Genomic DNA, 25,569 nt, shown 5'->3' on the forward strand with positions numbered 1-25,569 from the left:
GCTCCGCGCCGGTGTTGTCGCATGCGGCCGTGCCGGCGACAGGCGGCGTGCGGGAGGACTACACTGGAAACATGTCTTTCGGGAGGATTGCCATGACGCTGCCTGCTTTCAACGCCTATCTGAACGGCCGCTATGCGCCGCTGGACACGCTGACGATTTCGCCGATGGATCGCGGCTTCCTGTTCGGCGACGGCGTGTATGAAATGATTCCGGTCTACAACCGCCGCGCTTTCCGGCTCGACGAACACCTTGACCGCCTCGATGCCAACCTTGCCGCCATCGGGCTTGCCAACCCGCACTCCCGCAAGGAGTGGCACAAGATCATTGCCGAACTGGTTGACGAAGAAGTGTTCGAAGACCAGCAGATCTATCTGCAGGTCACGCGCGGCCCGGCCTGGCCGCGCAACCACGCTTTCCCGGCGCAAGCAACGCCCAGCGTATTCCTGTTTGCCGACGAGTTGCCGGCACCCGCGCGCGAGCAGGTTGAAAATGGCGTTTCCGCCATCACCATTCCCGACCTGCGCTGGCAGCGCTGCAATATCAAGGCGATTTCGCTGCTGGCCAATGTGCTCGCCAAGCAGGCCGCCGTCGAAGCCGGCGTGGCGGAAGCGATTTTAATTCGTGACGGGGGCTTGTCGGAAGGCGCTGCCAGCAACATATTCATCGTGAAAGACGGTATCCTGCGCGCGCCGCCGCCGTCGACCCAGATGCTGACCGGCATCACGTACGATGTGGTGATCGAGCTGGCGCAGGCCAACGGCATTGCCGTGCAACTGGAGGCTGTCAGCGAAACCGAGCTGCGCGCCGCCGACGAAGTGTGGCTGACGTCTTCCTCCAAGGAAGTGCTCGCCATCGTCGAACTGGACGGGCAGGCCATAGGCACTGGTCGACCCGGCCCGCTCTTTGCGCGCATGTTCCAGTATTATCAGGACTTCAAAACCGGCGTAATGCGTGCCGGAAAGGATTTTGCATGACCCAGACTACTCCGCCCGCTTCTGCGCGGCTCGAAGATCTGCTCGAATTTCCGGCGCTGATTCCGGCCAAGGCCGTCAGCCACAAGGGCGTGGCGAAGGAAGAATTCCACGCCGCGCTGCTGGAGCTCACCGTGGTACACGTGCCCGGTTTCCATGCCGAGCTGATTTCGATCCGCGAATCCAGCTCGGGCAACTATTTTTCTGCCACGCTGTCGGTCACCGTCGAGACAGCCGACCAGTTCCGTACGCTGGACGCCGCGCTGCGCGCGCATCCGCTGGTGAAGCTGGTGCTGTAAATTTCAAACCAATCAACCACAGAGGCACAGAGACACAGAGAAACCCCATGATCGCGTTTCTGCCGTTCTCTGTGCCTCTGTGCCTCTGTGCCTCTGTGGTTCCTTTTGATGAATCCATTAATCAAACACCTCGGCCTCGTCGAATACCCTGCCACCCTTGCCGCCATGACCGAATTCACCATGAGCCGGCAAGCAGATACCCCCGATGAAATCTGGACCCTGGAACATCCGCCGGTATTCACGCAGGGCCAGGCGGGCCGGCCTGAGCACATCCTGATACCCAGCGACATTCCAGTGGTGCAGATCGACCGCGGCGGGCAGGTGACCTATCACGGCCCGGGCCAGCTGGTGGTCTATACCTTGCTCGACCTCAAGCGCCTGGGCCTGGGCGTGCGCGAATACGTGCGCATGCTGGAAAATGCGGTGATCGCCCTGCTGGCCGACTACGGCATCACCGCCTATGGCAAGGTCGATGCGCCCGGCGTGTACGTGCAGATGGCCCGCGATGAAGGACTGACGGAAGAAGCCAAGATCGCCTCGCTGGGCCTGCGCATCCGCAATGGCCGCTGCTATCACGGGCTGGCGCTCAATGTCGACCTCGACCTCACGCCGTTCCACTACATCAACCCCTGCGGCTACCAGGGACTGGCCGTCACCCAGATGGCGGATTTCGGAATCCAAGAGACACCGGCGTCGTTAGCCGCTAAAATGGCCGACAAAATTACTCAACAAATCAGCAGGCAAGGCTGACCCGGCCTTCGTTCTACCGGATTCCCATCATGAGCAACGACAGCAAAACCCCCTCGAATGCCGCCGGCGTCAAGCACAAGGGCGAAGCCAAGACCGCGCGTATCCCGATCAAGATCGTGCCGCTGGAAGAAAAGCTGAAAAAGCCGGACTGGATCCGCGTGCAGGCGCCGACTTCCGGCAGCCGCTTCTACGAGATCAAGGACATTTTGCGCTCCCAGAAGCTGCACACCGTGTGCGAGGAAGCCACCTGCCCGAACATCGGCGAATGCTTCGGCAAGGGCACGGCAACCTTCATGATCATGGGCGACATCTGCACGCGCCGCTGCCCCTTCTGCGACGTCGGTCACGGCCGCCCCAATCCGCTCGACCCGCAGGAGCCGCAGAATCTGGGCGAAACGGTCGCTGCGCTCAAGCTCAATTACGTCGTGGTTACCTCCGTTGATCGCGACGACCTGCGTGACGGCGGCGCCCAGCACTTTGTCGAGTGCATCTCGAAAATCCGCGAGCTGTCACCGAAAACCCAGATCGAAGTGCTGGTGCCGGACTTCCGTGGCCGTCTGGAAATCGCACTGGAGCTGTTCGGCAATGCACTGCCCGACGTGATGAACCACAATCTGGAAACCGCGCCGCGCCTGTACCTGCAGGCCCGCCCGGGTTCCGATTACCTTCATTCGCTGAAGCTCTTGAAAGACTTCAAGGCCATGTACCCGCACGTGAAGACCAAGTCCGGCATCATGGTGGGCCTGGGCGAAACCGACGAGGAAGTGCTTCAGGTCATGCGCGATATGCGCGAGCATGATATCGACATGCTCACCATCGGCCAGTACCTGCAGCCGTCCAACGGCCACCTGCCAGTGCTGCGCTACGTGCACCCGGACAAATTCAAGGAATGGGAAACCCAGGCCTATGAAATGGGATTCCTGCACGCGGCCGTGGGCGCGATGGTGCGCTCGTCGTATTTCGCCGACCAGCAGGCGCACGGCGCCGGCGTTACGGCCGAATAAGGGGTACAAGGGGCGGCAACGCCCCTTTCTTTTTGGCCATGCCCCGCAGACCGGCACCACCCCAGCACTTCTGGCGCGACCCCGCCCTGCCCTTTGCCGAAAGCCGCCGGGCCCAACAGAGCCGCGCATGCTACCGGCCGCATTCGCATCCAGCGCTTTCCATCGGCACAGTGGATGCCGGCAGCAGCCGCCTGCAGCTACCCGGGCAGCCCGCGCAACCCCTGGCAGCCGGTGATGTGGTCGTCATCCCCGCGCACTGGGTGCACTCCTGCAATCCCGCTCCAGGCTGTGCATGGAGCTACCAGATGCTGTACCTGGACGAAGCCTGGTTAATCCAGCTTTTTGCCGAAGCAGATCAGCCGGCAGGTCCGCAACAGCTCGTGCCAGCCAGATCGCTCTGGCAAAATGATCCGCTGCTCTATCGTGCCTTCTGCGAACTCAATGCCCTGCTGTTCAGCCCGGCCCCCACAGAGCTGAAAGAAGCACAGCTGATCGACTTCGCCGGACTGGTCATCCGGGGACTGCTGCCCGCCACGCAGCAGCAGCCAGACTGGGTTTCACGGCTACAGCAACAGCTGCGGGCCCATCCAGCCGAGCCCTGGCCGCTAGCCGAACTGGCCGGCCTTGCCGGGGTCAGCCGCTATCATCTGGTGCGCACCTTCAAGAGCTGGACAGGGCTGACACCCCACGCCTACCTGCTCGATTGCCGCATCAATGCCGCACGACAGCGCCTGCCGGACTGCAGCTCGCTGGCACAACTTGCCAGTGAGCTGGGCTTTGCCGACCAGAGCCATTTCGTCCACGCCTTCAAGCAGCGGGTTTCGGTGACCCCGGGTGAGTACCAGCGACTGCAGAGCTGCGCAATTTCCTGCAATACCCTCTGACTACACCTCGCGATACTGCGGCTTTCACATCCGAGGAAGCCAACATGAGCTGGCAACACTTTCTGGCCATTGCCAGTGCGCATTTCCTGGCACTCCTGAGCCCCGGACCCGATTTTTTCCTGCTGGTACAACAATCGCTCAGCAAGGGACGGACCGCCGGAATACGCCTGGCCGCCGGCATCGCCATGGCAAATCTGGTCTTCATCATCCTGGCTGTCGCGGGCATCGCGCTGATCCGTGAGGATGGCATCCTGTATGCCTTGCTGTACTGGGGGGGCTGCACCTATCTGGCCTGGCTGGGCTGGCAATTCTGGCGGGCAAGACATGCCTGCCTGACGCTGGGCGAGGCCGGAAACGCACCGGAGCAGACGAGCCCGAGCTTTCGCACCGGTTTGCTGAGCGGCCTGCTCAATCCGAAAAATGCCCTCTTCTACCTCGCGCTCTTTACCCTGCTGGTACCTGCAGGCACCTCGCTACTGGCACGCGGCGCCACCGGACTGTGGATGTTTGCACTGGTGTTCGGCTGGGATTGCCTGATCGTCAGGCTGCTCACCAGCGGCGGTCTGCCCCAGCGCTTCAGCCAGCGACTGGGCTGGCTTCACCTGAGCAGTGCATTGCTGTTATGGGGCGTCGTTGGCACGATGTGCTGGCACGCGCTTTATCCATGAGCCAGTTGCTCACGGATCAGCCGATGCAACGCTGCCCGCCACTCGCGGCCACGCGGGTCATCTTTCAGACTGGCCATCACCCGCCCGGCATCAGCCGGCTTGCTGGCACCACAAGCCGCAATGGCGGCCTTGGCGACGGCCGGCAGATCAGTCTCCCGCCAAGGCAGGATCAGCCGGGTTTCCAGCACGAAATCCGTCTCGGCGTAGTCAAGGGAACAGGGCTCGGGAGCAATGCAGCCAGTCACCTTGAGTGGCAATTCACCGGCCTCCTCGGCACCAAAGGCCAGTTGCAACACATCCACCGTATGATGCCGGGTGCGCAGGTAAACCGAGCCGTCGATAAACCCCTCCTCCGGATTGAGCGGGAACTCGAATGTCCGCCCGGCCAATTCGAACAACTCGTCAACCGGCAAGTCGATCTGGTCCAGCCGCAACGGACTATCGACCTCTTCGCCGTCGAGCTCGTAGGGAGCCAGCTCAATCGTCAGCGATGCCCGCCCGCAGGGCCCGCAGAATAACTCGCCGAGTGCACGCAAGGGCTGCCAGCGTTCCACCGGAAACGGTTTCGCGCTCATGCGGCAACTCCGGCACGCCCGAAAAAGGCGTAACGCACCTGCTCCAGCTCGTAGTCTTCCAGTTCACGGCGCGCAAGCTCGGCTTCAAGCCGCTCACGATCGCCCGGCTGCAGATACTGCGCTAGCTGCTCCGGCAGATCGCTGATGTAGCAGGCTGTCAGCGCCACATCCACCAGCATCGGCAGCGTCGCCTCGGCCAGTCCGTAGCGGCGCACCAGCGCCAGCAGGAACGGTGTCGTCGCCGGCTGATGGCCGCCATCAACCAGCGCGCAATAGCGGGCCAGCAGTCTGGCGGCAGCCGGCGATGCCAGCGCCAGCCCGAATACCGCGTAGCTCGACGGCATCAATTCCTGCCCGCCGGGCTCGCCATCGGTGTACCAGGCATATTCGAACATGGCCGTGCGGGCGTAGCGGTCAAGCAAGGGGTGCAGCTCGGCAAAGCGCAGCGCATCGGCAAAGAAATGGTGCGTGCCGCTCTCGGCCAGCCCGGCAACCGGCAGCAAGCTGCGGGCACGACTGGTGTAGACCAGTTGATAATTGCGCGGGAAGCCGCCCTCAATGATTGCAAGCAGTTGCTGCAACGCGCCAGCGAAGCCCTCGGGGTTGTCGTCATACAGCTCGATGGCAATCTCTGCGCGGATGTCATTGGCGCAGACGGTACCCCAGCCAGCCTCCAGCCGCTGCAGGTGCGGCGGCAAACCGCCAGAGCCCTGCTGCAGCAACTGCGCGGCCGCCGCGATGCCGAGCTGGGCGAGCAGTTGCAAATAGAGCTGCAGCTGCTCGCGGTCGTAGGCATCCGCTTTCTTGAGCAGGCGCTCGAACAGCAGCATCGCGCACGCGGCCTCCTGCCCCGGCACCGTCACGCTGTCCTCCCGGCGCTGATAATTGCGCAGCTCGCGCCCCATGCCCGTCACCGCAAACCAGTGCCCCAGCCAGCGCCGCAACCAGGTTTTGGCGGCGGAATTGAAGCTGCTCTGCCAGCGTTCCTCCCAGACTGGATCATCCCCCACCAGCAGATCCACAAAATACAGGCGTGAATGCAAAGCGGCGTAATCGATGGGCGCCAGCAGATCGTCGAACAGATTGCCGGCAAAGCAGCTCAGCGTGCGCAAGGGCTCGGGATCGTCCGCCAGATCGGTGCCAGCGAAGGCCTGCTGTTTTGCCAGCAGCGCCAATCGGGCAGCCTCGTCGATCAGCATGCGTCGGCCGCTAAACTGTAACTGGCCACCCAGCTGGATATCCAGCCAGACGTAGAGCGAGAAATCAAAATGGTTAATCGCACTACGATCGGCATGCAAACGGCCAATCCGGCGCATCAACTCGGCAAAAAGCTCGCGCAGCCACGCCGCTTCGCCCTCCGGTGTACCGCTGCGCAGATTGGGGCCATCCGCCAGACGCTGCAGCAGGGCATCAGCCGGCTGCGGCGGATGCGGGTTGTCAAAACGCTTGAATTCGACTTCACAGCGTGCCCCCATCCCTCCGGCCGCCGCGCGATAGCGCAACTTCAGCATGCCCTCCCTGCCCACCTGCAACCGGCCCGGCGTCCATGGCGTGCTCCACTGCCGGTCTAGATAATTGAGCAGGCTGCTTTCGATGGCATCGGCGGTACGCTGCAGATCCGGCAGCGTGGCGGATGAGGTCTCACCCGATATACGCATTAATGTATTAATCCATAACCCTTGATTTTAAATGGATTCAACCATATACCCACATCAAAATGCAGCAACGCGGAGTTGCGAATCCAGCCCTGCAATCAGGTCACGCTCGTTGAAGCGGATCGTCAGCGGCTCGCCACTGCGCAGCGTGATGGTGTAATCGTCCCGATCCGGTACAGCCGGGTAGCCCAGCTGGCGGAAGAAATGCTGCAGCATTGCGCGATGATTGATCTCGTATTCACTGATCACGCGGTTGATCGCGCCGATGAGCTGCATGGCGCCCTCATCCTGCGCGTCCAGCGGCGGCGCATCCTGCACCAGCAGATACGCCGCGCCATTGTCGTAGCCGCCGCGATAAAAACCGCCACGCTCAAGCACGCCGCACGCGATCAGTGCCAGCCGGTAACCGTCAACATGCTCATCCACATCGACCTGACCCTGTGCCAGCTCGGCAATGTTCTGATCTTCACCCAGCTGGCGCAGCGCCAGCGCATCGCTCATCGATTCGTCAGGCAAGCCCAGCTGCGTATTCGCCCAGCTCCACAGCCAGGTCTGGCTCAGCAGTGATTCGGTTCCCAGCAGCTGCACCGGCACCGTATAGCCGTTGTCGAATGACAGCGTGCCGGCATCAAGATCGGCATTCCAGCGATCCCCCTCGCCAATGTGCCGCGCAAAGGCCTGCTGCTTGAGCATCCCCATCGCGGCATGCTCCTCGAACAAACTGGCAAAGCTTGGCGTCGCCGGGATGGATTCGCCGCCAAACAGCGAAGAAAACAGGCCCATCGTTTACTCCTGAAATGAAACATGCGGATTGATTATTGCGGTGCGGCGACAGGAACACTCTGGCCATCCAGACTGATGGCACTGATGCGCTCCTTGCGGTCAAAGCTCAGCCGGAGCGTCCCGCCTTCCGGCAAGCTCGCCACCAGCGCCTCCGGCTCAGGCTGAGCAGCCAGTTCGAGCTGACTGAAAAAATGCTCGACCATGCGGCGCTGGTTCACCGGACAACACGCTGCAGCCCGGCGGATCGCCGCGACCAGATTGCCGGCATGACATTCCGCCGCAGTCAGCGGCAGCACATCGCTCAGGGTGAACCAGCTGTGGACCGTGCCATACACCAGCGTCGATGAGGTGCGCACCAGCCCATGGCGCCCGCAGATGCCGGCCGCGATGAGCGCCAGATGCTCCGCCTGCAACCTGCTTCCGAATTGCAGCTCCTTGCTGGTGAACTCGGGGATACCCTGCTCCTCGCCCAGCGCCTTGAGCTGCAACACATCCTGCTGATATTTCAACGGCGGCCCGAGCAAGCGGTTGGCCCAGGGCCATAACCAGCTGTTTTTCTCTGCGCTACCCGATCCGATCATCTGTGGTCGGGCCTTGAAACCATCTCCCAATATCAGCAGGCCGCGATCCATGTCGCAATCGCACTGCGTGATATCACCGGGAACGCGTTGCGCCAGCACGATCTGCTTGAGCATGCCAAGCCCGGCGTGCTCGACCAGCAGACGGTTGAAGCCATCAGAACCCGGGCCGCTGTTTTTGCCCAGCCAGCCGGAAAGGGATGCAAGCAGGTTCACGCCATGACCTTACGAAAAGCGAAATGGAGTGCAGCGTACCGGATTTGCCACCGCACAGCCACGCCGGCCTGCCGTACAGGTGAACAAGCTCACCCGTGCTTGCGAGCTTGAAGGCTGCCGGAAGTTGTAATAATCCGGCAGCTTGTCTACCATCAGCAAAAGCTGATGACTCTCGTCAGCCCTTTCTGTGTGCCCTCATGACCACCCTGTTTGCACCTGCCCAGCTGCAGGCGATCACCCTGTTCACCGCTGCGGTCCATCTCGGGATCGGCGCGCTGCTGTGGCTGGTCTGGCGCACGCGCCGCACCGGCCCCGGTTTTGGCAACTGGGTCGCCACCGAGTGGTGCATGGGTTTCGCCTGGCTCCTGGTTCTCGTCCAGGCGCTGGAGCCGCTGCGCTGGCTTCCCGTGCTATACACGCTGCTGCTCTTGCTGGCGCCGGCCTTTTACGAACAGGGCCTGCGGCGCTTTTTCAACCGCCCGCCAGCCTGGCACCCGCAGCAAAGCCTGCTGCTCGCGCTGCTCTTTACCCTGCTGTACGCATTGGCCGTCGCACAAGGCGCTGATCTGCACCAGCGCATCATCATCTTCACCACACTCCAGATCGTGCTGCTGGCCAGCGTCGTGCGCCAGCTCTGGCTGATCACCCGCGAGCGGCCTGTTTACCGGGTGCTGTGGTTACTGCTGGGTGCGCTCAGCCTGCAGATCGGCGCGCAAACACTGCGCATTGCCGAACATTTTGGCAACGGCCTGGCAGTCAGCAACAACCCGCTGGCGGATCATACCGTTGGTATGGTGCTGCTCTTCTCTGTGGTATTCAGCCTGCTGCGCAGCAGCGTCGACCTGATTACCGTGCAGGTCCGCACCGAGCAGGCGCTCAATGCCACGCTGCGCCAGCTGGAACAGCGCGCCAATTTCGACAGCCTTACCGGACTGGCCACCCGCCAGTTCATGGAAGCTTCGCTATCCGCACTGCAACAGCGCTGCCTGCGGCATGCCGAGCCACTGGCACTGGTGCTGTTCGATCTGGACCAGTTCAAGCTCATCAATGATGAATATGGCCATCCGGTAGGCGACGCCATTCTGGCAGCCATGGGGGCCACGGTGCGGGAACACTGCCGGGGCGACGACCTGCCGGTACGCATCGGTGGCGACGAGATCGCCCTGCTCGTGTGTGGCGGCACGCCCGACAAGCTTGCCAGCCTGCTGCAGCGCATGCGCAAAGACATCCGGCACGCCTGTGCCGAGCTGATTTCCCAGCCGGTCACCCTGAGCGCAGGAATCGCACACTTTGCCGGGCTGGAGGCCTTCAGCCAGGTTTACAAGCACGCTGACCAGGCAATGTATTGCGCCAAACGGGATGGCCGTGACTGCGCCTATCTGCACACCCCGGACGGCGAACTCAAACGCCTGCCCCTGCCTGCCACACAAGTGGCAAACTGATTCCCGCCTGCATCAAGGTACAAATCAGCGCTTGAACAGCGCCAGCGCCGCCTCGCGTTGCACCGCATGGTCAACAATGGGCAGCGGATAATCGACACCCAGCGTGATGCCCGCGGCCTGCAGTTCCAGCGGCTTCGCCAGCCAGGGCGCGTGGATGACGTTCGCCGGCAGCATGGCCAGCTCGGGGCAATAGCGCTTGATGAACTTGCCCTCGCCGTCGAATTTCTCCGACTGGCTCACCGGATTGAAAATGCGGAAATACGGTTGCGCATCGCAGCCGGTCGAGGCCGCCCACTGCCAGCCGCCATTGTTCGCCGCCAGATCGAAGTCGATCAGCTTTTCCGCAAAATAACGCTCGCCCCAGCGCCAGTCGATCAGCAGGTCTTTCACCAGAAAGCTGGCAACAATCATGCGCAGGCGGTTGTGCATGTAGCCGGTCTGGTTCAGCTGGCGCATCGCCGCGTCGACAATCGGAAACCCTGTCCTTCCCTCACACCAGGCGGCAAACCAGTCCTCGCGGTTCGGAAACGGCAGGGCGTCGTATTCGGGCTTGAAGCTATGCCCGACCACCTCCGGGCGGTGCCAGAGGATCTGCATGTAGAACTCGCGCCAGATCAGCTCGGACAGCCAGGTCTCGGCCCCCGCGCCGCCGTGGCGATAGGCGTAAGTCGCCAGCTCGCGCACGCTCACCGTGCCAAAGCGCAGGTGCACCGACAAATACGACGGCCCCTTCACCGCCGGAAAATCGCGCGCCTCGTGGTAGCGATCAATACGCTGGCAGAAGTCGGCAAACAGCTGCTCGCCGCCCTTGAGCCCCAGCGGCATTTTCAGCTCGGCCAGATTGCTGCGCACAAAGCCCAGCTCTTTCAGGCTGGGGAAATACTGCGCCGGCAGCCGCGCCAGCTGCTGCAGATAGCGCGCGACCGGATAGGGCTTGAGGTAGAAGTCGTTGAGCTGCGCCAGCCAGGCGCGCTTGTAGGGCGTGAAGACGGAATACATGCCGCCGGTTTTGGTCAGCACCTCGGCGCGCTCGAACACCACCTGATCCTTGAAGGTATGCAGCTGTAGCCCTTTTTCTGAAAGGGCTTTAGCCACACACTGGTCACGGTATATCGCGGACGGCTCGTAATCGTGATTGGTGTAGACGGCATGGGCGCCAAACTCGGCGGCCAGCTGCGGAATCAGCTCGATGGCGCGGCCGTGGCGCACCACCAGATCGCCACCGTGTTTCAGCAGCTCGGCTTTGAGCTGCTTCAGGCTTTCCCAGATGAACTCGACGCGGCGGTCATCCTTAGGCAAGCCGGCGAGGATGTCGGTATCGAACACGAACACCGGAATCACCGGCTGGCCGGATTTCAGCGCGTGGTACAGCGCCGCGTGATCGTGCAGCCGCAGATCGCGGCGCAGCCAGAGCAGAACGGTCGGGGCCATGGGCACAATGGAGCAGGAATGGAATTGCCCCATTGTGCCAGCATCGTGGCCGCTTTACTTGCCGTGTGCTGCAACCGGAATGTTGAACAGCATTCCCTGTCCGCTACCGCTCAGTACCGAGGGCATTTCACCGTTCCATTTCTCGATCGCCACCTTCTGCAGCTTGAGCTGTTCCCAGGAGAGCAGGCGCTCGTCCAGCGACGAGGCCAGTGCACGGTTGGCTGCAGCCTCGCCTTCGGCGATGGCCACGCGCTTGCGGGCCTCTGCCTGTGCCGCCCTCACCTCGTTTTCGGTGCGGATGGCATCCTGGATGGCCTTGGTCTTGGCATTGACCGCCTCAAGCAGCGATTGCGGCGGGCGCAGGGCACCAACGAGGCCAAACTGCTGGACACTGACCCCGAGTGGCTGGACGCGCGCGTTCAGCTCCTTCGAAACCCGGCCGAGGAATTCCTCCTTTTTCGCCCCGTTGATGTCGTCAAAGGTGTATTCCGAGCCCACAGCGACGACCACATTGCGGGCGGTGTCGCGCAGATAGCCGTGCGTGAAGCCACTGATGCTGTCGGCACGGAACTGGGTATAAAACTCGGGCACCCGTTGCGAATCCAGCATGTAGGACACGGCAACATCCAGATTCACGGGCACCGAATCCTTGGTATTGATGGTCAGCTCTTCATTGGTCGGCGAGCCTTCGTTGACATCGTGCGTCCATACCACGCGCTGCACAAAGGTGGGGTAGATGACGATGCTGGTCTGGATCGGATTGAAGAAAACAAAGCCGGTCACGACATTTTCCCGGGTAATGCCACGATCAACGAGCCGGTTGATCTTGATGCCGGTATAGCCCGGCGGAATGATGGTCCAGTCCAGCACAGTGGCCCGCAACAAGACAAAGACAAGCAGCAGTACACCCAGCCCGGCGGCAACCTTGACAAGCAAATGACGCATGATGATGTTCCCTTGAACAGGGGGACCTGCCCCCGACAAATTCACGCTAGCGCCAGACGTATAAAAATTCCGTAAAAAATCGTGCAGCGCACCATCTGGCGCAAACCGATGCCGGATGATCGCTGCGCGCGGGGTGAAAAGCTGGCATCAACACACCACGTTTTCTGATGCGCAGCAAAAAGGCGGCGGATGCATCGGGCATAGAATGGGGCAGCCCCCGCAACACCAGCCGCCTGGCCCGGGCGGCAACCAGAGCAAGGATGCACCTGTCATGCACGCCGGAATTCCAGTACCGGAGGAAGAAGCCGATTCTGCGACTGCAGCCGATGGCGCTTTGCCCCGCCCCTGGCAGACCGTGCGCATCAACCGTGCGATTGACTTGATCGAAGCACGGCTGGATCAGCCGCTGCACCTGCCGGCACTGGCCGCGATGGCGCACTATTCACCCTTTCATTTCCACCGGATTTTCCAGACCATCACGGGCGAAACCTGTCACGATTTCGTCAACCGTCGCAGGCTGACCCGCGTCGCAGGCCGGCTGGTCAACGAAGCGCACCTGCCCATCGGCCAGCTGGCGCTGGATGGCGGGTTTGGCACGGCAGCCAGTTTCTCCCGCAGCTTCCAGCAAAAATTCGGCATGAGCCCAAGCCAGTGGCGCAGCGGCGGTGCTCGGGAACATGAAGCACGCCTGCTGCTCCAGCAGCAGATGCGCCAGCAACAGTACACGGCACAACTGCCACCGGAGCCGCCACTGCAAACCAGCAATGGCCGGATCGAAACCGAAGTCATCCCGCCCGAGCAGGTTGCCTACCTGCGCAGCCGGGGCATCAATGGCTGGGCACTGAGCCTGGAGTGGGAAAAACTGTATCGCTGGTACAGGCAGCAGACATTTGCCAGCCCGCACCCGCAGGCCATCGGCTGCTTTTACGGTTACTCGACACTGCAGGGCATCGATGTCGAGAGTTACGACTGCTGCTTCCCATTGCCGCCGGGCGCCACGGTCAGCGGGGAAATCGGCAACCGCATCCTGCCTGGTGGCCGCTTTGCCCTGCTGCCCTTCAGCGGCAATCCCTATGCCGCCCTGCTGCACTATCTGAACGAATGGCTGCCGGATTCAGGCTGGATTGTCGAAGACCGCGAGTTCCGCGAATACTTCACCACCACTGGCGGCATTCCTGAGGGATACATTCTGGTGCCGGTGCGCCGGGCCCCCTGCAAATACTGACCCGCACAAGACCGCAAGTTCCGGACAGTACGAGAGCACGTTTCCCCCGATGATTCATCATCATCCAGTGAGGGAAGCGCCATCATGAAAACGCTGCTCGGCCTGCTGTTCTGTCTGTTTTTGGGCTCCGCCTGCGCCCAGCCTCTTGCATTAAGCCACGCACGGCTGATCGACGGCACGGGCGCGCCTCCGCGCGACGACGTCACACTGCTGCTGCGTGACGGCAGGATCGAGGCGATCCAGCCCGCCGGCCCGCTGCCCGCCGGCTATCGGGAAGTCAATCTCAAGGGGCTCACCATCCTGCCCGGCTTCATCAATGCGCATGTGCACGGCGCCTACACCAGCCAGAACCTGAAGGACTGGCTGCAGGGCGGCGTGACCAGCGTGCGAGATCTGGGCACCGAAGGCCAGCTGGAAAACGGGCTCGAGCGCAACGCCCTGAAGCAAGCAAGCGGACACGCGCGCCTGATCGCTGCGACGCCGCTGATCGGTCCGGCCGGCGGCTATGGCAGCGTATTCGTCAACAGCAAGGCCGAAGGCATCGCGCTGGTGGAACGCGCTCATCGCCTAGGCTACGACCTCATCAAACTCACCCAGGAAGACAATCTGCAGGGGCGGAACTGGCAGGTGCTGCCGCCGGACACGGCCCGCGCCATGGCAAGCCGGGCCCGGGCGCTCGGCATGCCGGTCGCCGTTCACATCAGCCATGCCCGCCTGCTGCCGCAGGCACTCGACATCGGCGCCACCGATTTCGCCCACATGGTGGTCGAGCCGCTACCCATGCCGCTGGCAGAACGCATCGCCGCGCAAGGCATCATCTGGGTGCCGACGCTGGAACTCTGGCAAGGAGTGCAGCAACGGCACGGTATCAACTGGGGCGATGTTGCCGTTGCCAACACCGGCGTGTTCTTCCGCACCGGAGGCAAGATCGCTCTGGGCACCGATTTCGGCGGCTACATCACCCCCTTTGATCGCGGTTTTCCGCGCACCGAAGTGCTGCTGCTGCAAAAAGCCGGGCTGGCGCCCATGGACATCATCGTTGCCGGCACCCGCAATGCGGCCGAAGCCAGCGGACGACTGGCCGACCTCGGCACCATTGAACCGGGCAAACGGGCCGACCTGCTCGTGGTAAGCGGCGACCCGCTCGCGGACATCCGGGCGCTGTTCACTCCGGCACAGGTCTGGCTGGGCGGCGAGCAGGTCAGGCCTGCCGGCCGCTGAGTGTCAGTACAACCACTTGCGGACCAGGGCTGGCCCGATGCGTTCGGCCAGCAGCGCTTCACCACGCACATCATCCTCGTGGATTTCCGCAAGTGTCCGGATCATCAGTGCATCAAGGTAGTCTGCCACCGCCGGAAACATGGGGGTGAGCAGCGCCCCATCGTCATGGTCGAAGTAATACACCTCGCCGCTCGTGCGATGAAAACAGAACAGATTGCCATTGCCGAGGTAATCACCAAACGCCACCAGCTCACCGGCCAACGCCAGCAACTCCGGGGCATCGTCACACAGATCGGCAATCGCGGGAAAGGCATCCAGCAGGGGCTCGATCGGCGTTGTGCCATCTGGTGCAACGCTGCAAAGCACTTCGGCCAGTGCAAGTACACCCAGCTCGCTGTGCCACTGCCGCAGATCGGCTGGAAGTCGGCAATCCAGCCGTGCTTCCAGCTCAGCCAGCGCGGTTTCCGTGACAGGCTGAACACGCGGCGCAGTGGCATGCCCGGCCCAAAGCTCGCCATAAGCGGCGATGACTGCGCGATACCAGGCAAGCCGAGCGGCCGCATCGGGCAGCTCGGGCCAGTCCAGCGGCGGACAGCCGGCGGGTGGCCAATCATCGTTCTGCAGTTGTGAATCATGCATCGCCAGCTCTCCCTTCTACGCGTCTGTTGCTGCGCATTGTGCGCTGCCCGGCCAGCCAGCCGCAAACCGGCCGAACCACGCTTCGTGATCCACAGCCGGCGCGCAGTTTCACCGCCGTCTGTGCGATAATTGCGGCCATGGAAAAAGCGCAAACCATGGACCTCACCCACCACTTCCTCATCGCGATGCCGAACCTCGCCGATCCGCTGTTTTCCGGTTCGCTGGCCTTCATCTGCGAACACACGGAAAAAGGCGCGATGGGCGTGCTGGTGAACAAGCCGCTCGAGCTGACGCTCACCCAGCTTTTCGAGCAGATCGACATCGAGCTGCACCGCCCGGATGTGGCCGGGCTGCAAGTGTGTTTCGGCGGCCCGGTGCAGACCGACCGCGGCTTCGTGCTGCACAGCCCGCTGGGCAGCTGGCAATCGTCACTGGCCGTTTCCGACGACATCGGCCTGACCACGTCGAAAGACATCCTGCAGGCCGTCGGCGATGGGCACGGGCCGGACAAGCTCATCATCACGCTGGGCTATGCGGGCTGGGAAGCCGGCCAGCTGGAAAGCGAAATCGTGCAGAACTCGTGGCTCACAGTCAAAGCCGACCCCGCCGTCATCTTCGACAGGCCGGTGGAAGAGCGCTTTGACGCCGCACTGGCGCTGCTGGGCGTCGATTACTCGATGCTCTCGCAGGAAGCCGGGCATGCCTGAGCAGACAACAAGCATGTATACGCCCACAACCATTTCGGTTGAATGGCTGCAAGCCAATACACCAATGAGTATCAAGCAATGAGCACGGTACTGGCCTTTGACTTTGGCACCAGCCGCATCGGTGTGGCCATGGGCAGCACCGAGCTGGGCATTGCGCATCCGGTCGAAACCATTGCCGCCATCGACAACGACACGAAATTCAAGCGCATCGCCGCGCTGCTGAAAGAATGGGAGCCGGCGCTGCTGGTCGTCGGCCTGTCCACCCACATGGACGGCACGGAAACCGAAATGACGCGGCAGACCACGCGCTTCGCCCGCCGGCTGGCCGGGCGCTTTGCCCTGCCGGTGAAACTGGTGGACGAGCGCCTGTCGTCCGCCGCTGCCACGGAACACCTCAACGAGATCGGCGTGCGCGGCCGCAGGCAGAAACCCGCGCTCGACCAGGTCGCCGCGATGCAGATCCTGCAAAGCTATTTTGATACCCCGGAAACCGCAATCGATCTGCCTGCACGGGCAGAGGAGAACTCCGATGATTAACCCGCAATTGAATGCGCAGGGCGAGCTGATCCACCTGCTGACAACCGAAGGTCTGTCACGCAAGATCCTCACGCAGATTCTCGACAAAGCTGCCGAATTTGTGAAAGACGGTGAGCTGGTAAACCAGAAATTTTCCGATCTGGCTGGCGCTTCGGTCTTCAACCTGTTCTTCGAGAACTCGACCCGCACCCGCACCACCTTCGAAATCGCCGCCAAGCGCCTGTCGGCCGACGTGTCGAGCCTGAACATCCAGGCCTCCAGCACCGCCAAGGGCGAAACGCTGCTCGACACCATTCACAACCTCGAAGCGATGGGCGCCAATCTGTTTGTCGTGCGCCACTCCGAGTCGGGCGCGGCCCACCTGATTGCCCGCCACGTGAAGCCGGGGGTCTCGGTGGTGAATGCCGGCGATGGCCGTCATGCACACCCGACACAGGCCATGCTCGACATGTTCACCATCCGGCATTACAAGCAGGACTTCACCAAGCTGCGCGTGGCGATTGTCGGCGACATCCTGCATTCGCGCGTTGCCCGTTCGCAGATTCACGCCCTCTCGACGCTGGGCTGCCCGGAAATCCGCGTGATTGCGCCGAAAACCCTGCTGCCGACCGCCGTCGAGCAACTGGGCGTCCACGTCTACCACGACATGGCAGAAGGCCTGAAGGACGTGGATGTCGTCGCGATGCTGCGCCTGCAGAACGAACGCATGAGCGGCGCCTACCTGCCCAGCACGCAGGAATTCTTCAAGTACTACGGTCTCACCGAGGAAAAACTGGCGCTGGCCAAACCCGATGCCATCGTGATGCATCCGGGCCCGATGAACCGCGGTGTGGAGATCGACTCGGTCGTCGCCGACGGCAAACAAGCCGTGATCCTGCCGCAGGTGACCTTTGGCATCGCCGTGCGCATGGCGGTGCTTTCCATCGTGACGGCCAACCAGCGGAGTGCGAAATAATGAAAAACATCCACATCCAGAACGGCCGCCTGGTTGACCCGCTGGCCGGCACCGAGCAACAGGCCGACCTCTTCGTCGCCAACGGCAAGATTGCGGGCATCGGTACTGCGCCGGCCGGTTTTGTGGCTGACGAAGTCATCGATGCCAGCGGCCTGATCGTCGCGCCGGGCCTCGTGGATTTTGCCGCGCGTCTGCGCGAACCGGGCAATGAATACAAGGCAACGCTGGCGTCCGAGATGGCTGCGGCGGTGGCCGGCGGCGTGACCAGCGTGGTCTGCACACCGGATACCGATCCTGCGCTCGATGAAGTCGGTCTGGTTACCATGCTGCGCCAGCGCTCCAAGACATTGGACCTTGCCCGCGTCTACCCGGTCGGCGCGCTGACCGTGGGCCTGAAGGGCAAGCAGATCACCGAGATGGCGCTGCTGAAAGACGCCGGCTGCGTGGCGTTTTCACAAGGCGATGTACCGATTGCCGATCTGCAGGTGCTGTATCGCGCCATGCAATACGCCGCCAACTACGGCTTCGAGCTGCGCCTGCGCCCGGAAGAAGCCAGCCTGGTGAACGACGGCGTCGCACACGACGGCCCCTATGCCTCCCGCCTGGGGCTCACCGGCATTCCGGTGATTGCCGAGACCATCGCCATCGCACAGATCCTGCAGCTGGTGAAGGCAACCGGTTGCAAGGTGCACCTCGCCCGCGTCTCCAGCGCGGACGGCCTGGCGCTGATCCGTGCGGCCAAGCAGGAAGGCCTGCCGCTGACCTGCGATGTGGACATCAACCACATCCATCTGGCCGACGTGGATATCGGTTTCTTCGACTCGCAATTCCGCTTCGACCCGCCGCTGCGCGCGGTCTCCGACCGTGACGCGATTGTGGCGGCGCTGAACGACGGCACCATCGATATCGTCTGCTCGGATCACGCGCCGGTCGACGACGACGGCAAGCTGCTGCCCTTTGCACAGGCCGAGCGTGGTGCGACTGGTCTGGAGCTGCTGCTGCCGCTGACGCTGGCCTGGGCGAGCCGCAACAGCATCAGCCTGCCGGCCGCACTGGCCAAGATCAGCACCGTTCCGGCGAAAGCGCTGGGTTTCGAAGCGGGCCTGTCGGTCGGCATGCGCGCCGACCTGGTGCTGTTCAATGCCGGTGAAGCCTGGCAAGTCACGCCGGCGGCACTCAAGAGCAGCGGCAAGAACACCCCTTTCCTCAATCACGAAGTGGTCGGCCGCGTACGCCACACGGTAGTCAAGGGCAAGGTCGTGTACAGCGCCTGAGCATCACCACAAGAGCCCGGCCGCGCGCCGGGCTTTTTGTTTTTCAAGGGTATATCAATGGAAGCAAATAAAAACATAGCTACTAACCACATACCCAAGCACCAATCCCGCCAGATCCCGCGTGAGGAGCTGAAAACCTATCCGGTCTATCCCGGCCTGCCGCTGGCACAGATCACGCTGGTTCACACCGCCGAACAGCTCGCCGCCGCACTCGCCGACCTGCAGGCCAGTGCGGTCGTCGGCTTTGATACCGAATCACGACCAACCTTTCACCCCGGCCAGAAAAGCGACGGCCCGCATCTGCTGCAGCTGGCCACGGCAAGGCACGCCTGGCTGTTTCCGGTGCTGAACCACAGCCTGCCCGAAGAACTGAAAATGCTGCTGGAGTCGGGGAAGATCACCCTGATCGGCTTCGAGACCGGCGAGGATCTCCGGCGGCTACGCGAGCGCCTCGGCGTGCACTGCGCCAGCGTGCTCGACGCCGGCACCTTGTTCGCCAGCGAGAAGCGCATCACGGTCGGCGCGGTGCAGGCCGTCGCTCGAGTGTTCGGGCAGTATCTGCGCAAGTCGAAAAAAGTGACGACGTCGAACTGGTCGAAGCTGCCCTACAGCGACGCGCAACTGAGTTATGCCGGCAACGATGCCTGGGTGCCGCTGCAAGTCTACCTGGCGCTGCAGGGCTAAGTGGCGGGAAGTTCGCAGGATGGGGTGAGCCCGCAGGGTGATCCCATCATGACTCTGCGGCGGGATTTAGACGGTGGGTATCGCGACTCTCAACCCATCCTACCGTGCTACGCGGATTCAAAAATCAAGGTAGGGACGATTAGCATCGCGTAATCGTCCGGATGGTTTCATGCGTACGAATACGCTGCACTATTCGTACCTACGCGGGCTGCGCGCCAACAAAGCACGCACACGAGCTGGGGCAGGCCACAAAACATTTTAAATTCAGTCAAGGGGTTGAATAAGAACCATTGCGGGCCAGCTACTGAACGCCACCCCGAACCTGTTTTTAATCACACTTTATCGCGAATATACTTTAAAACAACCTCACGATACCATTTCAGCTCGTTAGAAGTCGCCGGCCCTTCCGGGGTTTCCAATAAGGGGCAAGCCATCTCGGCATTAAAACGTTCAATGGCAACCGCTTCATCTGGCGCATGGATCATATAGCCGGCAACCTCAAAACCCTGGGCGAGCAATTGCTCCCTATCGGGAAGAAACCGCGCATGATCGGTGCACAAATAGCAGACCTCGTCCTGACCATCGCTTGATCGTTTGAAAAACTGATATTTTGGCATTTGAATATCCCATGACACCGGTAATTGCGCTTGTTCCATGATGCGAACGTGTAGCGGCGATTGCAAGATCATTCCAAAACAGCTTATTGCACGCGTCCGTAGCTGGCCGATTCCCGCCTGCGGAATTCATGCCCGGACACGGCAAGCATAATCACTGCGGCACATTACTGACAATTGCCGTGCCATCAGGCTGTGCAGTGCTCTCCTTGAAACAGGGGCGCAGTTTCAGGTGGTCGAAGCGCGGCACGGCACGAGTGGCAGACGGAGGGCGGCAGCATCGCCGGCGCAGGCCGCGCCGAATCAGCCAGGCTGCGCTCCAGCGGCTCGGGCGGCACCAGGCTGGTGAGGTCAGTGATGCCGCTCATTCAAGTTCGTCGGCAAATTCGGGCACCGTGCGGTCGCATATCGGGTAGAGGATGTTCTCTTCCTTCATGTGGTGCTGCTGCAGCAAGATCAGCAGCGTTTCGCAGCCGCCGATGAAATCATCCGCGTCGTGTGCGGCCAGTGCTTCATTCAGGCCGGCGATCAGGCTGCGCGCTTCCGTGTGCTCCATGCGCATGATCTGCGTCGGGCCGCTATCCATTCCGGTGGCGGCTTCAAACGCCGGGAAGATCGCGTTTTCCTCAAGCGCGAAATGCGCTTCGGTATCCAGGATAAAGCGTGCAGTGGCGCTCGCACACGCAGCCCAGTCCTTGCGGCGGGCGGCGGCTTCGGCGTCGGTCAGCAGCGCGTCACAATGGCGGTGCTGGGCTTGCAATGCGGTGGAGATGCTCATGTCCGGCTCCCGGGCTGCGGTATTCAAACAAAGACCTTAGTCGGGGCGACCGTACGGGCGCTTGATGCAGGTCAACGAGGCCTGCGCGGGCGGCGGCCTGACGCCGGCTGGAGGCAATGCACCAGCATACCTACCACCCTGTCAGCCCACAGCCATTCTCCAACCAAGAATCCAGAGCAATACCCCGTTTGATAGTGCCTGGCTGACAAGATAGCAAGACTGGTACAGCGCCGGGCATGCGCCTGGGTTAAGGTACACGCTCACTGCAAACCCTCATGCTTTCAGGATGTCCGGTATGGCCTTCTCGTTTCGTTCCCGCAAAATCTGGCTGGCGCTTCCGCTCGTGGTTCTTCTCGCCGGTTCCGGCTTCTGGCTGCTGAAGGGCAGCCAGCCCGGCCAGACGGCCAGCGCTCCTGCGGCAATCCGCACGCTGGAGCTCTCCGCCGCCGATCTGGCCCGCGTCAGCCAGGGGCCGTTTGCCCGCTCGGTCGAGCTGGCCGGCGAATTGCAGCCGGTACGCCAGACCATTCTCACCGCGCAGATCGAAGGCGAAGTGCAGCAAGTGAATGTGCGCGCGGGCGAGGCGGTGAAGGCCGGGCAGGAGCTGGCGCGTTTTTCCACGCGCGATCTGGCGCAGAAGGTCGCCGTGCAGGAAGCCATCGTGGCGAAAAGCCGCGAGCAGCTGCAGCAGCAGCAGAAAGTGGAGACGCGCAACCGCCAGCTGCTGGAGCAGCGCTTCATTTCGCAGAATGCCTTTGATGCCACGCGCAGCCAGTCCACCGTCTTCCAGGCCGATCTGCAGGCCAGCCTCGCCGAGCTGGCACTGGCGAGGCAGTCGATGAACTACGCCGTGGTCAGCGCGCCCTTTGCCGGCGTCGTGGCCGAGCGCAAGGTCGAGCCGGGCCAGCATGTGGGGATGAATGCCCACCTCTTCAGCGTGGTCGATCTCGACGAGCTGGAACTCAGCCTGCAGGTGCCGGTGCGCGCACTGGCCAGCATCGCGGCCGGGCAGACCGTGCATTTCCGCGTCGAAGGTTTTCCGCAGGAATTCAGCGGCACGGTCGCGCGCGTCGCGCCGCAGGCCGACGCCAGCCGCAGCGTGCCGGTGTTCGTGAAGGTCGACAACCGCAATGGCCCGCTCAAGAGCGGCATGTATGCGCAGGCGCGGCTCGATCTGGCCGCGCGCAGCGACGTGCTGAGCGTGCCACAGGCAGCGATTCGCGAGGAACAGGGGGCAACATATGTCTTCACGGTGCAGGATGGCAGGATCGTCCGCCGCAAGGTTGCGGTGCTGGAAAGCAATCCGTCGACCGGCATGGCAGCCGTGGAAGGCGCAGCACAGGGCAGCCTGCCGGCCGGCACGATCGTGCTGCGCATTGCTCCGCCGGGCACCGGCGATGGCCAGCCCGTGCGCCTGCCCAAGGGCTATCAGTAACACCTGCCCGTATCAGCCCATAGCCCTTTATTTGTAATGCCTAGCGGGATATACCCGGAGTTTTGCCATGTGGTTCACTCGTGTCAGCCTGAACAACCCGGTATTTGCGACCATGATGATGCTGTCGCTGTTCGTACTGGGTTTCTTTTCCCTGCAGCGCCTCGCCGTTGAAGAATTCCCCGATGTGAAATTTCCGGTGGTCTATGTGCAGACCGCCTACCCCGGTGCCGGGCCGGAAGTGGTGGAGTCCGAAGTCACCCGCAAGGTGGAGGAAGCCATGAACACCGTCGGCGGCCTGAAGCAGCTGTATTCGCACAGCTATGAGGGGGTGTCGGTGGTGATTGCCGAATTCGACCTCAGCGTCGACCCGGACAAGGCCGTGCAGGATGTGCGCGAAAAAATGGCCGGCGTGACGCCGCTGTTCCGCAAGGAAGTCGAAACGCCGGTCATCCGCCGCTTCGACCCGGCGGATCGCCCCATCGTGTCGCTGGCCATTACCAGCGACAAGCTGGCCCCGCGCGAGCTGACCAGCCGCAGCGAGCAGTTCATCAAGAAGCGCTTTGAAACGATCAACGGTGTCGGCCGCGTCGAGCTGATCGGCGGGCGCAGCCGTGCGGTGGAAGTGCTGCTCAAGCCGGCGGAGCTGGCCGCCCGCCAGTTGACGGTGAACGACGTAATCAGCGTGCTCAAGCAGGAAAACGCCGAATTGCCGGTGGGTACGCTGGAATACCGCCAGCAGGAGCGCCTGGTGCAGATTCGCGGTCGGCTGCATGCCCCCGGCGATTTTGCCGGCCTGGTGATCGCGCAGCGCAATGGCGCGCCGGTTTACCTGCGCGATGTTGCCTCTATTCGCGACGGCGAAGCCCCGCTCGAATCGCTGGCACTGGTGAACGGCAAGCCGGCCATGTCGCTCGACATCACCAAGATCGACGGCGCCAACACGGTGCAGGTCAGCGACGACATTCTGGCAATGATGGCCGAGCTCAATACCGAACTCTCGGGCGACGGTATCAAACTCACCGTGCTGAACGACAGCTCGACCGGCATCCGCAATTCGCTGGCCGATGTGCGCACCACCATGCTCGAAGGCGCGGCGCTGACCGTGCTGATCGTGTTCCTGTTCCTCGGCTCCTGGCGCTCGACGGTGATTACCGGCCTCACGCTGCCGGTGGCGCTGATCGGCAGCTTCTGGATCCTGAGCCTTGCCGGCTTCACCATCAACGTGATGACGATGATGGCGCTGTCGCTGTGCGTGGGCCTGCTGATCGACGATGCCATCGTCGTGCGCGAGAACATCGTGCGCCATGCGGCCATGGGCAAGGGGCATTTCCAGGCGGCCATGGACGGTACGCGCGAAATCGGCCTGGCGGTGCTCGCCACGACGTCGACCATCGTCGCGGTGTTCCTGCCGGTCGGCTTCATGGGCGGCATCATCGGGCGCTTTTTCCACCAGTTCGGCCTGACGGTGTGCGCGGCGGTGCTGATATCGATGTTCGTGTCGTTCACGCTGGACCCGATGCTCTCGTCGGTCTGGCCCGATCCGCACGTGCACGGCGGGAAACGCCCATTGGGCAAGCTGCTTGATGCCTTCGAGAATGCGCTCGAACGCCTGGGTGTGCTGTATGGCAAGGTGATCGGCTGGGGTCTGCGATACCGCAAGAGCGTGCTGGCCATTGGTCTTGGCAGCCTCGTCGCCGCCTTCATGCTGGCGCGCTTCATCGGCAGCGAATTCGTGCCGCAGTCGGATCTGTCGCGCATCGGCGTGAGCTATAGCCTGCCGGTGGGCTCGGCGCTCGACTACACCGCGGATAAAACCCGCCAGATCGACGCGGCACTGCGCGAATTTCCGGAAGTGCTGCAGACCTACGCCACGCTGAATGCCGGCGAAGGCGGCAGCAAGCACGACGGCAACCTGACGCTGATCCTGAAGCCGCGCAAGGAGCGCAGCCGCTCGCAGGCCGAGCTGATCCCGCTCCTGCGTGACCGCCTGGAGAACATCGCCGGCGTGACGATCAACAACATCAGCGGGCTGGGCGGCGGCGGGCCGGACGGCAAACCGATTGCCATTTCGCTGCAGGGCAGCGATCTGAAGGAGCTGGACCGGCTCAGCCAGGATTTCGCGGCAAAACTCGCGAAAATCCCCGGCGTGGTCGACGTCGACTCGACGCAGAAGGCCGGCAAGCCGGCGCTGAATGTGGAAGTCGACCGCCCGCTGGCAGCCGATCTGGGCTTGTCCCTCAACAGTATCGGCGCAGCGCTGCGCCCGCTGGTGGCCGGTGAGAAGGCGACCAACTGGCAGGCTCCCGACGGCGAAAACTACGACGTGATCGTGCGTCTGCCGGCGGAGGCGCGCCAGACCGGCAGCCAGCTCGAAAGCCTCTACCTGCCCAGCAGCAAGGTCGACGCCAGCGGCAATCCGGTGCTGGTGCCGCTGTCCAGCGTAGCCGAGCTGAAGGCCAGCACCAGCCCGGTTCAGGTCAACCGCCGCGCGATGATGCGGGAAGTCTGGATCACCGCCAACGTCAGCGGCCGGACTTCGGGCGAAATCCAGAATGACATCGCCGCCCTGCAGCAGAACTTCAAGCTGCCCCCCGGCTACCGTTTCGACGCGCAGGGCGATGCGAAGGACATGGCCGAATCGGCGGGTTATGCCGTTGCCGCACTCGCGCTGGGGGTGATCTTCATCTACATGATTCTCGCCTCGCAGTTCGGCAGCTTCCTGCAACCTCTGGCGATCATGACCTCGCTGCCGCTGTCGATCGTCGGCGTGCTGCTGGCACTGCTGGTCTGGCGCAGCACGCTGAACATCTTCTCGGTCATCGGCATCATCATGCTCATGGGGCTGGTGACGAAGAATGCGATTCTGCTGGTCGACTTCGTCAATCACCTGCGCCAGCAAGGCATGGAGCGGGCCGCGGCGATCGCGGAAGCCGGCCGGGTGCGACTGCGCCCGATCCTGATGACGACGGCAGCCATGGTTGTCGGCATGCTGCCGCTGGCGCTCGCCATCGGCGAAGGCGCCGAAGCACGCGCGCCGATGGCGCACGCCATCATCGGCGGGCTGATCACGTCCACCCTGCTGACGCTGGTCGTGGTGCCGGTGGTTTTCACCTATCTGGATGACCTGGGCAGCTGGTGCGTGGGCAAGCTCAAGGGCCGTCGCGCAAACACCGCAGAGATCAATCCATAACAAGGTATAGCCCTGTAACTATTTATATAAAACGGCTACAGGGCTATACCCAATCGCAACCTCTCCTCTCTGCACGCAGACTCCGTTTGCAACAAGCACCGCCGAATTC

Annotated in this window: 25 protein-coding genes; 16 read left to right on the plus strand and 9 right to left on the minus strand. The window is 62.5% G+C overall.

Going from position 1 to position 25,569, the window contains the following annotated elements; genetic code table 11:
* The first annotated feature begins 92 nt into the window (after nucleotides 1-92).
* From H559_RS0107495 to H559_RS0107520, 6 genes are all read left to right on the plus strand, one after another.
* Nucleotides 93-974, plus strand: coding sequence for a D-amino acid aminotransferase (locus H559_RS0107495; RefSeq protein ID WP_028452196.1), 882 nt, complete (start codon nucleotides 93-95; stop codon nucleotides 972-974).
* Nucleotides 971-1,270, plus strand: a complete 300-nt coding sequence (locus tag H559_RS0107500; RefSeq protein ID WP_051279068.1) for a YbeD family protein — start codon at nucleotides 971-973, stop codon at nucleotides 1,268-1,270. Before H559_RS0107495 ends, H559_RS0107500 begins: the two co-directional genes overlap by 4 nt.
* 108 nt (nucleotides 1,271-1,378) lie before the next feature.
* Complete coding sequence (gene lipB, locus H559_RS0107505) at nucleotides 1,379-2,020, plus strand: lipoyl(octanoyl) transferase LipB (protein WP_028452198.1); 642 nt, start codon at nucleotides 1,379-1,381, stop codon at nucleotides 2,018-2,020.
* A gap of 29 nt (nucleotides 2,021-2,049) precedes the next feature.
* Nucleotides 2,050-3,024, plus strand: coding sequence for a lipoyl synthase (lipA, locus tag H559_RS0107510; protein WP_028452199.1), 975 nt, complete (start codon nucleotides 2,050-2,052; stop codon nucleotides 3,022-3,024).
* Nucleotides 3,025-3,062: 38 nt separating this feature from the next.
* Nucleotides 3,063-3,908 (plus strand): helix-turn-helix transcriptional regulator, encoded by an 846-nt coding sequence (locus H559_RS19385; RefSeq protein WP_034640158.1) that lies wholly within the window; start codon nucleotides 3,063-3,065, stop codon nucleotides 3,906-3,908.
* 44 nt (nucleotides 3,909-3,952) lie between these two features.
* Nucleotides 3,953-4,576 carry a LysE family translocator gene (locus H559_RS0107520; protein ID WP_028452200.1) on the plus strand — a complete coding sequence of 208 codons (624 nt, stop codon included), beginning with the start codon at nucleotides 3,953-3,955 and terminating at the stop codon, nucleotides 4,574-4,576.
* Here H559_RS0107520 and H559_RS21570 read toward each other — a convergent pair.
* From H559_RS21570 to H559_RS0107540, 4 genes are read right to left on the minus strand one after another with little or no spacing between them, the layout of a single operon-like run.
* Nucleotides 4,567-5,151 (minus strand): hypothetical protein, encoded by a 585-nt coding sequence (locus H559_RS21570; RefSeq protein WP_051279070.1) that lies wholly within the window; start codon nucleotides 5,149-5,151, stop codon nucleotides 4,567-4,569. The two genes, H559_RS0107520 and H559_RS21570, sit on opposite strands and share 10 nt — an antisense overlap.
* Entirely contained in the window at nucleotides 5,148-6,809 is a 1,662-nt protein-coding gene (locus H559_RS21575; protein WP_051279072.1) for a DUF6138 family protein, read from the minus strand. The genes H559_RS21570 and H559_RS21575 overlap by 4 nt, the downstream gene beginning before the upstream one ends.
* A gap of 54 nt (nucleotides 6,810-6,863) precedes the next feature.
* Nucleotides 6,864-7,589, minus strand: coding sequence for a DUF6882 domain-containing protein (locus H559_RS21580; protein WP_051279074.1), 726 nt, complete (start codon nucleotides 7,587-7,589; stop codon nucleotides 6,864-6,866).
* A gap of 32 nt (nucleotides 7,590-7,621) precedes the next feature.
* Nucleotides 7,622-8,383 (minus strand): DUF6882 domain-containing protein, encoded by a 762-nt coding sequence (locus H559_RS0107540; RefSeq protein WP_028452201.1) that lies wholly within the window; start codon nucleotides 8,381-8,383, stop codon nucleotides 7,622-7,624.
* Between the two features lie 197 nt (nucleotides 8,384-8,580).
* On the opposite strand from H559_RS0107540, the gene H559_RS0107545 reads away from it, so the two are divergent.
* Nucleotides 8,581-9,825, plus strand: coding sequence for a GGDEF domain-containing protein (locus H559_RS0107545; protein WP_028452202.1), 1,245 nt, complete (start codon nucleotides 8,581-8,583; stop codon nucleotides 9,823-9,825).
* A gap of 24 nt (nucleotides 9,826-9,849) precedes the next feature.
* Here H559_RS0107545 and H559_RS0107550 read toward each other — a convergent pair whose 3' ends face one another.
* Together H559_RS0107550 and H559_RS0107555 are read right to left on the minus strand one after the other, a co-directional pair.
* Entirely contained in the window at nucleotides 9,850-11,256 is a 1,407-nt protein-coding gene (locus H559_RS0107550) for a cryptochrome/photolyase family protein (RefSeq protein ID WP_034640293.1), read from the minus strand.
* Nucleotides 11,257-11,310: 54 nt separating this feature from the next.
* Complete coding sequence (locus H559_RS0107555; protein WP_028452204.1) at nucleotides 11,311-12,201, minus strand: prohibitin family protein; 891 nt, start codon at nucleotides 12,199-12,201, stop codon at nucleotides 11,311-11,313.
* Between the two features lie 271 nt (nucleotides 12,202-12,472).
* On the opposite strand from H559_RS0107555, the gene H559_RS21585 reads away from it, so the two are divergent.
* Nucleotides 12,473-13,426, plus strand: a complete 954-nt coding sequence (locus H559_RS21585) for an AraC family transcriptional regulator (RefSeq protein WP_162143305.1) — start codon at nucleotides 12,473-12,475, stop codon at nucleotides 13,424-13,426.
* An 84-nt stretch (nucleotides 13,427-13,510) separates the two neighbouring features.
* Nucleotides 13,511-14,647 (plus strand): amidohydrolase family protein, encoded by a 1,137-nt coding sequence (locus H559_RS0107565; protein WP_028452206.1) that lies wholly within the window; start codon nucleotides 13,511-13,513, stop codon nucleotides 14,645-14,647.
* A 3-nt stretch (nucleotides 14,648-14,650) separates the two neighbouring features.
* Here the strand turns inward: H559_RS0107565 and H559_RS0107570 are convergent, their stop codons facing one another.
* Complete coding sequence (locus H559_RS0107570; RefSeq protein WP_034640162.1) at nucleotides 14,651-15,286, minus strand: SMI1/KNR4 family protein; 636 nt, start codon at nucleotides 15,284-15,286, stop codon at nucleotides 14,651-14,653.
* Between the two features lie 155 nt (nucleotides 15,287-15,441).
* Here H559_RS0107570 and H559_RS0107575 point away from each other — a divergent pair, with 155 nt between their 5' ends.
* The 5 genes from H559_RS0107575 to H559_RS0107595 all read left to right on the plus strand — a co-directional run bounded on the left by H559_RS0107575 (nucleotide 15,442) and on the right by H559_RS0107595 (nucleotide 19,443).
* Nucleotides 15,442-15,993: a YqgE/AlgH family protein gene (locus tag H559_RS0107575; protein ID WP_211230906.1), complete on the plus strand. Its 552-nt coding sequence runs from the start codon at nucleotides 15,442-15,444 to the stop codon at nucleotides 15,991-15,993.
* A 78-nt stretch (nucleotides 15,994-16,071) separates the two neighbouring features.
* On the plus strand, nucleotides 16,072-16,530 hold the full coding sequence (gene ruvX / locus H559_RS0107580) for a Holliday junction resolvase RuvX (RefSeq protein ID WP_028452209.1): 459 nt from the start codon (nucleotides 16,072-16,074) through the stop codon (nucleotides 16,528-16,530).
* Complete coding sequence (locus H559_RS0107585; RefSeq protein ID WP_028452210.1) at nucleotides 16,523-17,485, plus strand: aspartate carbamoyltransferase catalytic subunit; 963 nt, start codon at nucleotides 16,523-16,525, stop codon at nucleotides 17,483-17,485. The genes ruvX and H559_RS0107585 overlap by 8 nt, the downstream gene beginning before the upstream one ends.
* The gene (locus H559_RS0107590; RefSeq protein ID WP_034640165.1) at nucleotides 17,485-18,759 is read left to right on the plus strand and encodes a dihydroorotase; all 1,275 of its coding nucleotides are present in this window, start codon (nucleotides 17,485-17,487) and stop codon (nucleotides 18,757-18,759) included. The genes H559_RS0107585 and H559_RS0107590 overlap by 1 nt, the downstream gene beginning before the upstream one ends.
* Nucleotides 18,760-18,816: 57 nt before the next feature.
* Nucleotides 18,817-19,443, plus strand: coding sequence for a 3'-5' exonuclease (locus H559_RS0107595; protein ID WP_081412926.1), 627 nt, complete (start codon nucleotides 18,817-18,819; stop codon nucleotides 19,441-19,443).
* Between the two features lie 332 nt (nucleotides 19,444-19,775).
* On the opposite strand, the gene H559_RS21590 is transcribed toward H559_RS0107595, so the two are convergent.
* Both H559_RS21590 and H559_RS0107605 read right to left on the minus strand, forming a co-directional pair.
* Complete coding sequence (locus H559_RS21590) at nucleotides 19,776-20,099, minus strand: hypothetical protein (protein ID WP_155845332.1); 324 nt, start codon at nucleotides 20,097-20,099, stop codon at nucleotides 19,776-19,778.
* A 322-nt stretch (nucleotides 20,100-20,421) separates the two neighbouring features.
* Nucleotides 20,422-20,835: a hemerythrin domain-containing protein gene (locus H559_RS0107605; RefSeq protein ID WP_028452213.1), complete on the minus strand. Its 414-nt coding sequence runs from the start codon at nucleotides 20,833-20,835 to the stop codon at nucleotides 20,422-20,424.
* A 295-nt stretch (nucleotides 20,836-21,130) separates the two neighbouring features.
* Here H559_RS0107605 and H559_RS0107610 point away from each other — a divergent pair, with 295 nt between their 5' ends.
* Both H559_RS0107610 and H559_RS19415 read left to right on the plus strand, forming a co-directional pair.
* Nucleotides 21,131-22,270 (plus strand): efflux RND transporter periplasmic adaptor subunit, encoded by a 1,140-nt coding sequence (locus tag H559_RS0107610; RefSeq protein ID WP_028452214.1) that lies wholly within the window; start codon nucleotides 21,131-21,133, stop codon nucleotides 22,268-22,270.
* Between the two features lie 67 nt (nucleotides 22,271-22,337).
* The gene (locus H559_RS19415; RefSeq protein WP_034640167.1) at nucleotides 22,338-25,460 is read left to right on the plus strand and encodes an efflux RND transporter permease subunit; all 3,123 of its coding nucleotides are present in this window, start codon (nucleotides 22,338-22,340) and stop codon (nucleotides 25,458-25,460) included.
* Nucleotides 25,461-25,569: the final 109 nt, after the last annotated feature.

It is taken from the genome of Chitinilyticum aquatile DSM 21506 (assembly GCF_000430805.1).
GTDB classification, from domain to species: domain Bacteria; phylum Pseudomonadota; class Gammaproteobacteria; order Burkholderiales; family Chitinibacteraceae; genus Chitinilyticum; species Chitinilyticum aquatile.